Here is a 12,963-nt window from a genome sequence, read left to right as displayed (position 1 = left end):
TCTTCTCCATGTAGAGGCAGCCCTCCGGCTGCCTCGAACTCATTCAGTGGTTATTTGGCGACCGACATGGCTTCTTCAACGAAAGCCTTGAGTTGGGCGACGTGTTTGCTCATATAGCCTACGGCCGGGGAAGCGGACGACGGACGGCCGGCAAAGGACAACGACTGCTTGGCGCCCAGCAGGCCTTCCAGGCGGTGACGGATCTGGTACCACGCGCCCTGGTTGCGCGGCTCTTCCTGCACCCACATCACTTCGCGAGCCTGCGGGAAGCGTGCCAGCTCGGCGGCCACCTGCTCGGTCGGGAACGGGTAAAGCTGCTCGATGCGCACGATGGCGATATCGTCGTCCAGACCGCGCTCCTTGCGGGCGGCGGCAAGGTCGTAATACACCTGGCCGGCGCACAGCAACACGCGCTTGACCTTCTTGGCGTCCTGCACCACCGAGTCGCCGATCACCGGGCGGAAGCTGCCGCTGGTGAACGCTTCGATCGGGCTCATCGAATCCTTGAAACGCAGCAGGCGCTTGGACAGGAAGATCACCAGCGGCTTGCGGTACGGGCGCAGCACCTGACGACGCAGCATGTGGAACATCTGCGAAGCTTCGGACGGCATCACCACCTGCATATTGTGCTCGGCGCACAGTTGCAGCCAACGCTCCAGGCGCGCGGACGAATGTTCCGGGCCTTGGCCGTCGTAGCCATGCGGCAGGATGGTGGTCAGGCCGCACAGACGGCCCCACTTGGTCTCGCCGGAGGAAATGAACTGGTCGATGGCCACCTGGGCGCCGTTGGCGAAGTCGCCGAACTGAGCTTCCCAAATCACCAACTGATCCGGAGCGGAACAGGCATAACCGTATTCATAGGCCAGCACCGCTTCTTCGTTCAGGATGGAGTCGATCACCAGGAAATCGGCCTGGTTGTCGGACATATTGCGCAGCGGCACATAGCTGCCTTGGTCCCAACTCTCGCGGTTCTGGTCGTGCAAAACCGAATGGCGATGGGAGAAAGTGCCGCGGCCGGAGTCTTCGCCGGACAGGCGCACGCCAAAGCCGTTGGTCACCAGGCTGGCGTAAGCCAGGGTCTCGGCCATGCCCCAGTCCGCGTTCTGCTCGCCCGCGGCCATCGCCTTGCGTGCGGCCAGCACCTTCTGCACCGTCGGGTGCAGCTTGAAGCCGTCCGGCAGCGAGGTGAACTTGTCGGTCAGACGCTGGATATCGGCCTGCGGCAAGGAGGTGTCGGTCGGGTGCGCCCAATGGGTGCCCAGATACTGGCTGAAGTCCAGCGCGTGCTCGCGCTTGTAGTTGGTCAGCGCGGTCTGCTCTACGTGCTCGCCCTTGTCCAGCGCGTCGCGGTAGGCCTGGATCTGCGCGTCGGCTTCTTCCGCCTTCAGCACGCCTTCCTGCACCAGACGCTCGGCGTACATCGCGCGCACGCCTTGGTGCTTGGCGATCTTCTTGTACATCATCGGCTGGGTCAGGAAGGGATCGTCGCCCTCGTTGTGGCCCAGTTTGCGATAGCACACCAGATCGATGACCACGTCCTTCTTGAAGGTCATGCGGTAGTCCAGCGCGGCCTGCATCACATAGCAGACGGCTTCCGGATCATCGCCGTTGACGTGGAAGATCGGCGCTTCGATCATCTTGGCCACGTCGGTGCAATACATGGTGGAGCGGATGTCGCGGGTATCCGAGGTGGTGAAACCCACCTGATTGTTGATCACGATGTGTATCGTGCCGCCGGTGCCGTAACCGCGGGTCTGCGACAGGTTGAAAGTGCCCTGGTTGACGCCCAGGCCGCCAAAGGCGGAATCGCCGTGGATCAGTACCGGCACCGCGGTCTTGCGTTCCGCGTCCTTGCGACGCTCTTGGCGCGCGCGCACCGAGCCCTCCACCACCGGGTTGACGATTTCCAGGTGAGAAGGGTTGAAGGCCAGCGACACATGCATCGGGCCGTCGGCGGTCGGGATGTCGGACGAGAAGCCCATGTGGTACTTCACGTCGCCGGAGGCCATTTGCTGGGCGGCCTTGCCTTCGAATTCGGCGAACAGGTCGCGCGGCAGTTTGCCCAGAGTATTGACCAGCACGTTCAAACGGCCGCGGTGAGCCATGCCGATGATCAGTTCCTGCACGCCTTGGCCGGTGGCGTTCTGGATCAGATGGTCCAGCGCGGCGATGGCGGACTCGCCGCCTTCCAGCGAGAAGCGCTTCTGGCCGACGTATTTGGTGTGCAGATAGCGTTCCAGCGTCTCTGCGGCGGTGATCTGCTTCAGGATGCGCTGCTTCTTGGCCGCGTCGTAATGCGGCGTGGACAAGTCGCCCTCAAAGCGTTTTTGCACCCAATGCTTTTCATCCGACTTGGTGATGTGCATGTACTCGACGCCGATATTGCCGCAGTAGGTCTGCTTCAGACGCGCCAGGATGTCGGACAGCGGCATCTTCTGCGAGCCCACCAGCGAGCCGGCGTTGAATTGCACCGCCATATCGGCGCCGGTCAGTCCATGGGTAGCCGGATCCAGTTCGCGCACCAGTTCCTGATCCATGCGCTTGAGCGGGTCCAGGTTGGCCTGGCGGCTGCCCAGCACGCGGTAGGCGGAAATCAGTTTCAGCACCCCCACCTGCTTTTGCATGGTGTCCCATTCAGCCCCGCTGCCGGCGCGCTGGCCGGCGGCCGGCTTTTTGGCCAGCTGAATAAAGGATTCCTGGATCGGCATGTGCGGCACATCGCGTTCGGCAGCGCCCGGCGCTTGCGCCAGCTTGTCGAAATAGTCGCGCCACTCATTCGGAACGGAATTGGCGTCAGCGAGGTACTGTTCGTACAGCTCCTCGATGAACGGTGCATTCCCACCGAACAGGTAAGAATGGCTGTACATGGATTGCATCATGGGGCTACCCTTTGTCGTTTCTGTTCGGAATCCGGCCAGCTACGCCCTGGCGCGAACTCCCTGTTGCAGCATGGGGAAAACGCTATCGGAAAAACTTTTGTTGTGCTTCCCATAACACTCTGCCCTGCCTCGGCCCGCCGTCGGGCCGGAAAAAAAGGCTGGCTGAAGCCCTGCTCCAGCCAACCCTCGTTCCTGCTTACTTGCGTTTCTCCACCGCGGTGAAATCGCGGCGAGGGGCGCCGGTGTACAACTGACGCGGACGGCCGATCTTCATCGCCGGGTCGGAGATCATCTCGCTCCAGTGGGCGATCCAGCCCACGGTGCGGGCCAGCGCGAAGATCGGGGTGAACATCGACACCGGGATGCCGATCGCCGACAGCACAATGCCGGAGTAGAAGTCCACGTTCGGGTACAGCTTGCGCTCGATGAAATACGGATCGGACAACGCGATCTTTTCCAGTTCCATCGCCAGTTTGAACTTGGGATCGTTGTGCAGGCCCAGCTCGTTCAGCACTTCGTCGCAGGTCTGCTTCATGATGGAGGCGCGCGGGTCCATGTTCTTGTACACGCGATGGCCGAAGCCCATCAGTTTGTAGCGCTTGTCCTTCACGCCTTGCATGAAGTCGGCCACGTTTTCCACGCTGCCGATCTCATCCAGCATCTTCAGCACGGCTTCGTTGGCGCCGCCGTGAGACGGGCCCCACAGGCAGGCGATGCCGGCGGCGATGCAGGCGAAGGGATTGGCGCCGGAGGAGCCGGCCAGACGCACGGTGGAGGTGGAGGCGTTCTGCTCATGGTCCGCGTGCAGAGTGAAGATGCGGTCCAGCGCGCGCGCCAGCACCGGGTTCACCTTGTATTCTTCGCACGGGGTGGAGAACATCATGTGCAGGAAGTTTTCCGCGTAGGTCAGGCCGTTTTTCGGGTAGGAGAACGGCAGGCCCTTGTTGTAGCGGTAAGCTTGCGCGGCGATGGTCGGCAGCTTGGCCACCAGGCGATGCGCGGAAATGCGGCGATGCTCAGGATTGGAGATGTCCAGCGAGTCATGGTAGAAGGCGGACAGCGCGCCCACCACGCCCACCATCACGGCCATCGGATGCGCGTCGCGGCGGAAGCCCTTGAACAGGCTCATCAGCTGATCATGCAGCATATTGTGGCGCATGATGCCGCGTTCAAATTCCTTGCGCTGCGCCGCGGTCGGCAGTTCGCCGTTCAGCAGCAGGTAGCAGACTTCAAGGTAGTCGCTTTTCTCGGCGAGTTGCTCGATCGGGTAGCCGCGGTAGTAGAGCTGGCCCAGATCGCCGTCGATGAAGGTAATGCCGGATTCGCAGCTGGCGGTGGCCAGGAAGCCCGGGTCGAACGTGAACATGCCGGTTTTGGAGAAGGTGCGGATGTCGACGACATCCGGCCCCAAAGTGCCGCTCTGGACCGGCAAATCCAGAGTTTCCTTACCCTCGTTGTATGTGAGCGTTACTTTGCGATTAGTTTCCACAGCAATACTCCCAGTCGGTTTATGGTCGTTGTAATTGGGGTGATGCATAGCCGTCAGAGCGAGCGGAGAATCGCCACGATGGCCATCTCTTCCGGATCGTCCAAATCGGCCTTGCCGCTGACGACGTCCAGAAAATCGGTATCGGGCAAGTCCAACAACCGCCTATAAGCCTCAATCTCGGCCGGGGCCAGCTGGTCGAAGGGGCCGGCGAAGAACTTCTCCAGCACCAGATCCAGCTCCAGCAGCCCCCGCCGGGACCGCCAACGGATCCGCTTGAGTTCAATCGGATCGTAGGCGGTCATACTGCACGCTTGACCATCAGGTCCTTGATCTTGCCAATCGCCTTGGTCGGATTCAGGCCCTTGGGACACACGTCCACGCAGTTCATGATGGTGTGGCAACGGAACAAGCGGTACGGATCTTCCAGGTTGTCCAGACGCTCCTTGGTGGCTTCGTCGCGCGTGTCCGCGATGAAGCGGTAGGCGGCCAACAGGCCGGCCGGACCGACGAACTTGTCCGGGTTCCACCAGAAGGACGGGCAGGACGTCGAGCAGCAAGCGCACAAAATGCACTCGTACAGGCCGTCCAGTTCCTTGCGGTCTTCCGGAGACTGCTTGCGTTCGCGCTCCGGCGGCGGCGTGTCGTTGATCACGTAAGGCTTGATCGAGTGGTACTGCTTGAAGAACTGGGTCATGTCCACGATCAGATCGCGGATCACCGGCAGACCCGGCAGCGGACGCAGTTCGATCGGCTGTTTCAGGTCGCGGAAGTCGGTCAGGCAGGCCAGGCCGTTCTTGCCGTTGATGTTCATGGCGTCGGAACCGCACACGCCTTCGCGACAGGAGCGGCGAAAGCTCAGCGTATCGTCCTTCACCTTCAGCTTGACCAGCGCGTCCAGGAGCTTGTGCTCGGTGGAGCTCATCTCCACGCTGATGTCCTGCATGTACGGCTTGGCATCGGTTTCCGGATTGTAGCGGTAGATGCGGAATTTGACGGTTTCGGTAGTCATCTTGATGGAACCCTTAGTAGGAGCGGGTCTTCAGCGCGATCGTATCGACCGACAGCGGCTTCAGATTGACCGGCTTGTAGTCCAGACGGTTGGCTTCGCGATACCACAGCGTGTGCTTCAGCCAGTTCTTGTCGTCGCGGCCGTTCGGGGTTTCCTCGGAGTCCTTGGCGTCGTCGCGCACATGGGCGCCGCGCGATTCGGTGCGGGCGTTGGCCGAAATCATGGTGGCCTTGGCCACTTCGATCAGGTTTTCCAGCTCCAGCGCTTCAATGCGGGCGGTGTTGAAGACATTGGACTTGTCGGAGATCTCAGTGCGCTGCACCAGTTTCTCCACTTCCAGAATCTTCTCCACGCCTTCGGCCAGCATGTCCTTGAAGCGGAACACGCCGCAGTGCGCCTGCATGGTGCGCTGCATGGCTTCGCGTGCGTCGTTGACCTGCACGCCGCCGGTCTGCGTGTTCAGACGCTCGACGCGGGCCAGCGAACGTTCTACATCGGCCTGCGCCAGTTCCGGCAGATCTTCCGGATGCTGCTTGATGAACTCGATCATGGAGTTGGCCGAGCTCTTGCCGAACACCAGCAAGTCCAACAGCGAGTTGGTGCCCAGGCGGTTGGCGCCGTGCACCGACGCGCACGCACATTCGCCGGCAGCATAGAAGCCCTGCACTTTTTCGCCGTGCACCACCACTTCGCCGTGGTAGTTGGTGGGAATGCCGCCCATCTGGTAATGGCAGGTGGGCACCACCGGAATCGGGGCCTTGATCGGGTCCACGCCGGCGAACTTGATCGAGATCTCGCGGATGCCCGGCAGCTTGGACATGATCACTTCCGGATCCAGATGGGTGATGTCCAGCAGCACGTGATCCTTGTTCGGACCGCAGCCGCGGCCTTCGTTGATCTCGGTCACCATCGCGCGCGACACCACGTCGCGGGAGGCCAGATCCTTGGCGTTGGGCGCGTAGCGCTCCATGAAACGCTCGCCCTGCGCATTGCGCAGAATGCCTCCTTCGCCGCGCACGCCTTCGGTGATCAGCACGCCCGCGCCGGCCACGCCGGTCGGGTGGAACTGCCAGAACTCCATGTCTTCCAGCGGAATGCCGGCGCGAGCGGCCATGCCCAAACCGTCGCCGGTATTGATGAAGGCATTGGTCGACGAAGCGAAGATGCGGCCGGCGCCGCCGGTGGCGAACAGGGTGGCCTTGGCCTGGAACACGACGATTTCCGAGGTTTCCATTTCCATGGCGATCACGCCCTGGACATTGCCGTCGGCGTCGCGGATCAGGTCCAGCGCCATCCATTCAACGAAGAAATGGGTGTTGGCGCGCACATTGCGCTGGTACAGCGCGTGCAGCATGGCGTGGCCGGTCCGGTCCGCGGCGGCGCAAGCGCGGCGCACCGGCTTCTCGCCGAAGTTCGACATATGGCCGCCGAACGGGCGCTGATAGATGGAACCATCGGCGTTGCGGTCGAACGGCATGCCGAAGTGCTCCAGCTCCACCACCACCTTGGGCGCTTCGCGGCACATGAATTCGATGGCGTCCTGATCGCCCAGCCAGTCCGACCCCTTGACGGTGTCGTACATATGCCAGTGCCAATGATCTTCCTCGGAATTGCCGAGCGAAGCGGACACGCCGCCCTGGGCGGCAACAGTGTGGGAGCGGGTCGGGAATACCTTGGACAGCACAGCTGTCTTCAGGCCGGCCTCGGACAATTGCAAGGCCGCGCGCATGCCTGCTCCGCCTGCCCCAACGATAACGGCGTCGAAATGACGAACAGGAATACCCATTACAGCCCCCAGACCACTTTAACGGAATAGATAAAACAGGAAACCAGCCAGACGATGGTGAACACGTGCAGCGCCAGGCGAATGCCCGCCGGCTTCACATAGTCCATCCACAGATCGCGGATGCCCACCCATACGTGGAGGAACAGGGCGATCAAGCTCACCTGAGTCAGCAATTGCACCCAGAACTGGCCGAAGAACGCCTTCCAGCCTTCGTAGCCGGACGGCATGGTCAACAGGAACAAAGCCAAAGCCACGGTGTAGATCAACATGATCACCGCGGTGACGCGCTGCATGATCCAATCGCGCAGGCCATAGCCGGCGCCGACGACATTGCGATTTACCATAGAGCAACTCCCAGAACCACGGTCAGCGCCAGGCTGACTGCCACAACGGTCTTGGCGGTGGCGCGGGCGGTCTGCAGTTCGAGACCTTTATGAATATCGAGGAAGAGGAAACGGATACCGGCACAGAAGTGGTGCATATAGGCCCACAACAAGCCGAGCAACACCAGCTTCATCAGCGGGTTGCCCACCACGGCGCGGTAGGTTTCGAACGATTCGGCCGAACTCAGCGAACCATGCAACAGGTAAATCAACAGTGGGAGAGAAAAGAACAGCGCAACACCGCTGATCCGGTGCAAGATCGAGACGATGCCGGGGATCGGCAATCTGATCTTGGCCAGATCCAGGTGCTTTGGTCGTTGCTTCTGCATATGGCTTCCTTGGATGTTTTTAGAACCAAGAGGTTACACAACAGACGGCCCGCTTACGAGGCCGCCCGCTTGAAGGGCTCCGTTTTTGTTATGGCTGGATGCCCGTCATTACCGCTCATGCCGCACCAGGAATATCGCGGTGCAATATGACCCGGGGATTCTAGCAAAACTGGCTGGCCGAGGCCCGTCTTTCGCCGCCGGCCCAGCCCTCCACGTCACGTCAAAAGCCCGCCGCGTCAAGCCCGGCGGGCGGTATAAGCCCAGTTGTGCGTCAAACAGTAACGCTGCCGCCACTCCAGCGGCACGCCCTCCATCGAGCCGGAAATCCGAATCAGGCTCAAGGCAGGCGCTTCGGCCACCATGCCGGTGACGCCGAGCAAGGCGCTTTCCTCGCGCGGCAGCATCAGCGCGCGGAACTGCTCGCACAATACTTTCAAACGGATGCCGAAGCGCTGCTGCAGCGCCTGGTACACCCCGGACGAGCCGCGCAGCCAGCGCGCGTCCAGCCCCTCGAACTCGTCGGCCGGCAAGAAGGCCTCGTCCACCGCGACCGGGATGCCGTGCCAACGCCACAGCTGCCGAACTCTCAATAAAGGCGCAGCGCGCCGCAATTGCAATGCCGCGGCCATGTCGTCGCTGGCGTTGCCCCGCGAAATGCCGAGGAACTCCCGCGCCAGATCGTCCGGCTGCTCGTTGAACAGGCCCGGCGTCAGCAGCAGGCCTTCGCCCCACTCGCTGGGCGCCGGCGCCACAAAAGTGCCCCTGCCCTGCGCGCGGTACAAAAGACCGTCGGCCACCAGTTCGCTCAAAGCCTTGCGCACCGTGCCCTGGCTTGCGCCCAGCTCGTCCGCCAAGTCCCATTCGCTGGGCAAGGCATCGTTCTCCTGCCACTCGCCATCGCCGATCCGGCGCAGCAACTGCTGCTTGATCTGGCTGTACAGCGGCTGTCTACGCAGCGGTCGATCTGTCATGTTCTCTGTTGTATCACCAAACAAATCAAGCGTAAATACAAGTCTTATATAAGATACAAGACTTTACTGGCCCTATCAGCTTTTCTGATGAGGATTCCACCCCCACATTGGCTATACTCCGTGTTACACTCAGCCGCACAAAAGCATTCAATGCTGCAGAGCAACATCTGCATATCGTCATTATCGGATACATCAAAGGAGAGTCCGCCAATGAAAGCTCCCGTTCGCGTCGCCGTCACCGGCGCAGCCGGCCAGATCGGCTACAGTCTGCTGTTCCGCATTGCCAGCGGCGAAATGCTCGGCAAGGATCAACCGGTCGTCCTGCAACTGCTGGACCTGCCGCAAGCGCAAACCGCCCTCAAGGGCGTGATGATGGAACTGGAAGACTGCGCTTTCCCGCTGTTGGCCGGCATGGTCGCCACCGACGACCCGAACGTGGCCTTCAAGGACGTCAAGGTCGCGCTGCTGGTGGGCGCCCGCCCGCGCAGCAAGGGCATGGAGCGCAAGGATCTGCTGGAAGCCAACGGCGCCATCTTCACCGTGCAGGGCAAGGCGCTGAACGACCACGCCGCCCGCGACGTGAAAGTGCTGGTAGTGGGCAACCCGGCCAACACCAACGCCTGGATCGCGATGAAGTCCGCTCCGGACCTGAATCCGAAAAACTTCACCGCCATGTTGCGTCTTGACCACAACCGCGCGCTGTCCCAGATCGCCGCCAAAACCGGCAAGCCGGTGGCCGCCATCGAAAAACTGGCGGTATGGGGCAACCACTCGCCGACCATGTACGCCGACTACCGCTTTGCCAGCATCGCCGGCCAGCCGGTCAAGGCCATGATCAACGACGAAGCCTGGAACCGCGACGTATTCCTGCCCACCGTGGGCAAGCGCGGCGCCGCCATCATCGAAGCGCGTGGTCTCTCCTCCGCCGCTTCCGCCGCCAACGCCGCCATCGACCACGTCCACGACTGGGTGCTGGGCAGCCAAGGCAAATGGGTGACCATGGGCATTCCGTCCGACGGCTCCTACGGCATCCCGGAAGGCGTGATGTACGGCTTCCCGGTTGTATGCGAAAATGGCGAATACAAGATTGTGCAAGGTCTGGAAATCGACGAGTTCAGCCGCGAGCGGATGAACTTCACCCTGGCCGAACTGGAAGAAGAGCGCGCCGCCATCGCTCACCTGTTTGGCTGATCCATCCCAAGTCTTTTCAGCAAAAGCGCACCTTACGGTGCGCTTTTTTGTCTTTGATCAAGACCCGATTTCCCGACTGCCTATATTTAACAGACTGCCATTTGGAGTTGAGCATGATTGAAGTCGAAGTACTGAACCAAATCGCGGCCAAGATCGACGACCTGGCCACCCGTGGCGCCGATATCCGGGGGTATCTTTGACTACGACGGTAAAAAAGACCGTCTGGAAGAAGTGTCCCGCCTGACCGAAGACCCGGATATCTGGAACGACCCCAAGCGCGCCCAGGAATTGGGCCGCGAGCGCAAACAGCTTGAAGACGTGGTGCTGGTGATCGACGAGATCAGCGCCATGGTCGGCGACAGCGCCGAATTGTTCGAGATGGGCCGCGCCGAAAACGACGACGACACCATCCTGGCCGTGCAGACCGATCTGGACACCGCCGAAGCCAAGCTCGCGCAGCTGGAATTCCGCCGGATGTTCCACGACCCGATGGACCCGAACAACTGCTTCCTGGACATCCAGGCCGGCGCCGGCGGCACCGAGGCCCAGGACTGGGCCGGCATGCTGCTGCGCATGTATATCCGCTACGCCGAACGCAAGGGCTTCAGCGTGGAAGTGCTGGAAGAATCCGAAGGCGAAGTGGCCGGCATCACCAGCGCCACGCTGAAGATCAGCGGCGAATACGCCTACGGCCTGCTGCGCTCCGAAGTGGGCGTGCACCGCCTGGTGCGCGTGTCGCCCTTCGACTCCAACGCGCGCCGCCACACCTCCTTCTCCTCGGTCTTCGTCTATCCGGAAGTGGACGACAGCTTCGTGATCGACATCAATCCGGCCGATCTGCGCGTCGACACCTACCGCGCCTCCGGCGCCGGCGGTCAGCACATCAACAAGACCGACTCCGCCGTGCGCATCACCCACAATCCCACCGGGATCGTGGTGCAGTGCCAGAACGACCGCTCCCAACACCGCAACCGCGACGAAGCGATGCAGATGCTGCGCGCCAAGCTGTACGAACTGGAACTGAAAAAGCGCAACGAGGCCAAGCAGGCGCTGGAAGATACCAAGACCGATGTGGGCTGGGGTCATCAGATCCGCTCCTACGTCTTCGACCAGTCCCGCATCAAGGACCTGCGCACCAGCTATGAAGTGGGCAACATCAAGGGCGTCATGGACGGCGACCTGGACGGCTTCATCGAAGCCAGCCTGAAACAGGGCGTCTGAACCTAAACCCGCTTAACCCGGCCGCCGCCCGCGCGGCGGCCAACAGCCATTGCATTGAATTACGGAGTGAACATGTCTGAACACGAGCAAACATCGCCCAGCCAGGACGAAAACCAGATCATGGCGGAGCGCCGCCAAAAGCTGAAGAGCATCCGCGAACAGCGCATCGCCTTCCCCAACGACTTCAAACGCAGCCACTTCGCGCAAGCCCTGCAGAACGCTCACGCCGGCAAGGAAAAAGAAGCGCTGGAAGCCGAAAAGATCGAGGTTGCCGTTGCCGGCCGCATGATGTTGAAACGTGTGATGGGCAAGGCCAGCTTCGCCACGCTGCAAGACGGCAGCGGCCGCATCCAGGCCTACATCTCCAATGACGGCGTGGGCGAAGCACTGCACGCCGAGTTCAAGCACTGGGACCTGGGCGATATCGTCGCCGTCAAAGGCACGCTGTTCAAGACCAAAACCGGCGAACTGACGGTGCAGGCCAGCGAAGTGCGCCTGCTGTCCAAGAACATCCGCCCGCTGCCGGAAAAATTCCACGGCATCACCGATCAGGAAACCAAGTACCGTCAGCGCTACGCCGACCTGATCATGAACGAGGAAAGCCGCCAGACCTTCATCAAGCGTTCCAAGATCATCCAGAAGGTGCGCGACGTGATGGTGGGCCAGGATTATCTGGAAGTGGAAACCCCGATGATGCACCCGATTCCGGGCGGCGCCGCGGCCAAGCCTTTCGTCACCCACCACAACGCGCTGGACATGCCCTTGTACCTGCGCATCGCGCCGGAGCTGTACCTGAAGCGCCTGGTGGTGGGCGGCCTGGAGCGCGTGTTCGAAATCAACCGCAATTTCCGCAACGAGGGGATGAGCACGCGCCACAACCCCGAGTTCACCATGATCGAGTTTTACGAAGCTTACAGCGACTACCAGCGCATGATGGAGATGACCGAAACCATCATCCGCGAATGCGCGCTGGTATCCTGCGGTTCCACCACCGTCAGCTATCAAGGCAAGGAAGTGGATCTGGGCAAACCGTTCGACCGTTTCACCATCGTCGGCGCGATCAAGCACTACAACCCGCAATACACAGATGCTCAACTGGACGACGCGGCCTGGGTGGCCAGCGAGATCAAGCGCCTGGGCGGCAAGCTGCCGCCGGCGCCGGGCCTGGGCAGCCTGCAACTGGCACTGTTTGAAGAGTGCGCCGAAAGCCTGTTGTGGAACCCGACCTTCATCATCGACTACCCGGTGGAAGTGTCCCCGCTGGCGCGCGGTTCCGACAGCAAGCCGGGCCTGACCGAGCGTTTCGAACTATTCATCGTCGGCCGCGAGCACGCCAACGGCTACTCCGAGTTGAACGATCCGGAAGACCAGGCCGCGCGTTTCCTGTCCCAGGTGGCGCAGAAGGACGCCGGCGACGACGAGGCGATGCACTACGACGCCGACTACATCCGCGCGATGGAATACGGCCTGCCGCCGACCGGCGGCTGCGGCATCGGCATCGACCGCCTGGTGATGCTCCTGACCGACGCGCCGTCCATCCGCGACGTCATTCTGTTCCCGCAAATGCGTCCGGAATAAGCGCGTCAAGCCTACGGCGCCACCAAGCCGCCCGCCTTCCGGCGAGCGGCTTTTTCTTTTCCCGCGCCCCCTCCCCCCGCATCGTGCTTTTCACGCGTGGACAAGGCCGTCGGCGCGGAGTCCCACT

Annotated in this window: 11 protein-coding genes; 3 read left to right on the top strand and 8 right to left on the bottom strand. The window is 61.6% G+C overall.

Features of this window, described 5'->3' with window-relative positions:
- Positions 1-50: 50 nt before the first annotated feature.
- From HA052_RS02225 to HA052_RS02190, 8 genes are all read right to left on the bottom strand, one after another.
- The gene (locus HA052_RS02225) at positions 51-2,879 is read right to left on the bottom strand and encodes a 2-oxoglutarate dehydrogenase E1 component (protein WP_166450601.1); all 2,829 of its coding nucleotides are present in this window, start codon (positions 2,877-2,879) and stop codon (positions 51-53) included.
- A gap of 196 nt (positions 2,880-3,075) precedes the next feature.
- On the bottom strand, positions 3,076-4,368 hold the full coding sequence (gene gltA, locus HA052_RS02220; protein WP_081544313.1) for a citrate synthase: 1,293 nt from the start codon (positions 4,366-4,368) through the stop codon (positions 3,076-3,078).
- A 53-nt stretch (positions 4,369-4,421) separates the two neighbouring features.
- A complete protein-coding gene (locus HA052_RS02215) occupies positions 4,422-4,670 on the bottom strand; it encodes an FAD assembly factor SdhE (protein ID WP_019103260.1) in 249 nt (82 codons plus the stop codon).
- Positions 4,667-5,377 (bottom strand): succinate dehydrogenase iron-sulfur subunit, encoded by a 711-nt coding sequence (locus HA052_RS02210; protein WP_019103261.1) that lies wholly within the window; start codon positions 5,375-5,377, stop codon positions 4,667-4,669. The genes HA052_RS02215 and HA052_RS02210 overlap by 4 nt, the downstream gene beginning before the upstream one ends.
- 13 nt (positions 5,378-5,390) lie before the next feature.
- Positions 5,391-7,163, bottom strand: a complete 1,773-nt coding sequence (sdhA, locus tag HA052_RS02205; protein WP_081544311.1) for a succinate dehydrogenase flavoprotein subunit — start codon at positions 7,161-7,163, stop codon at positions 5,391-5,393.
- Positions 7,163-7,507 carry a succinate dehydrogenase, hydrophobic membrane anchor protein gene (gene sdhD, locus HA052_RS02200; RefSeq protein ID WP_081544310.1) on the bottom strand — a complete coding sequence of 115 codons (345 nt, stop codon included), beginning with the start codon at positions 7,505-7,507 and terminating at the stop codon, positions 7,163-7,165. The genes sdhA and sdhD overlap by 1 nt, the downstream gene beginning before the upstream one ends.
- The gene (gene sdhC, locus HA052_RS02195) at positions 7,501-7,875 is read right to left on the bottom strand and encodes a succinate dehydrogenase, cytochrome b556 subunit (protein WP_019103264.1); all 375 of its coding nucleotides are present in this window, start codon (positions 7,873-7,875) and stop codon (positions 7,501-7,503) included. The genes sdhD and sdhC overlap by 7 nt, the downstream gene beginning before the upstream one ends.
- 236 nt (positions 7,876-8,111) lie before the next feature.
- Positions 8,112-8,846 (bottom strand): GntR family transcriptional regulator, encoded by a 735-nt coding sequence (locus HA052_RS02190; RefSeq protein WP_043632316.1) that lies wholly within the window; start codon positions 8,844-8,846, stop codon positions 8,112-8,114.
- 210 nt (positions 8,847-9,056) lie between these two features.
- Between HA052_RS02190 and HA052_RS02185 the strand changes: the two genes are divergently transcribed.
- The 3 genes from HA052_RS02185 (at position 9,057) to lysS (ending at position 12,836) form a co-directional block, all read left to right on the top strand.
- Positions 9,057-10,037, top strand: coding sequence for a malate dehydrogenase (locus HA052_RS02185; protein WP_166450600.1), 981 nt, complete (start codon positions 9,057-9,059; stop codon positions 10,035-10,037).
- 116 nt (positions 10,038-10,153) lie between these two features.
- Positions 10,154-11,258, top strand: a protein-coding gene (prfB, locus tag HA052_RS02180; protein WP_166450674.1) for a peptide chain release factor 2 whose coding sequence is annotated in 2 segments (ribosomal slippage) — positions 10,154-10,234 and positions 10,236-11,258 — 1,104 coding nt in all. Because the reading frame shifts where the segments join, the coding sequence is not laid out codon by codon here.
- A 72-nt stretch (positions 11,259-11,330) separates the two neighbouring features.
- Positions 11,331-12,836: a lysine--tRNA ligase gene (gene lysS / locus HA052_RS02175; RefSeq protein WP_166450599.1), complete on the top strand. Its 1,506-nt coding sequence runs from the start codon at positions 11,331-11,333 to the stop codon at positions 12,834-12,836.
- The last annotated feature ends 127 nt before the right edge of the window (positions 12,837-12,963 follow it).

The organism is Chromobacterium fluminis (genome assembly GCF_011602385.1).
Taxonomy (GTDB): Bacteria; Pseudomonadota; Gammaproteobacteria; order Burkholderiales; family Chromobacteriaceae; genus Chromobacterium; species Chromobacterium fluminis.
Note: the sequence above shows the minus strand (reverse complement) of the source record. Positions and strands in the feature narration are given on the sequence as shown.

Coding starts and splice junctions, on each gene's coding strand:
- HA052_RS02225 (WP_166450601.1), bottom strand. CDS start 2,879: ATGATGCAATCCATGTACAGCCATTCTTACCTGTTCGGTGGGAATGCA.
- HA052_RS02190 (WP_043632316.1), bottom strand. CDS start 8,846: ATGACAGATCGACCGCTGCGTAGACAGCCGCTGTACAGCCAGATCAAG.
- sdhD (WP_081544310.1), bottom strand. CDS start 7,507: ATGGTAAATCGCAATGTCGTCGGCGCCGGCTATGGCCTGCGCGATTGG.
- sdhC (WP_019103264.1), bottom strand. CDS start 7,875: ATGCAGAAGCAACGACCAAAGCACCTGGATCTGGCCAAGATCAGATTG.
- HA052_RS02210 (WP_019103261.1), bottom strand. CDS start 5,377: ATGACTACCGAAACCGTCAAATTCCGCATCTACCGCTACAATCCGGAA.
- HA052_RS02185 (WP_166450600.1), top strand. CDS start 9,057: ATGAAAGCTCCCGTTCGCGTCGCCGTCACCGGCGCAGCCGGCCAGATC.
- lysS (WP_166450599.1), top strand. CDS start 11,331: ATGTCTGAACACGAGCAAACATCGCCCAGCCAGGACGAAAACCAGATC.
- sdhA (WP_081544311.1), bottom strand. CDS start 7,163: ATGGGTATTCCTGTTCGTCATTTCGACGCCGTTATCGTTGGGGCAGGC.
- HA052_RS02215 (WP_019103260.1), bottom strand. CDS start 4,670: ATGACCGCCTACGATCCGATTGAACTCAAGCGGATCCGTTGGCGGTCC.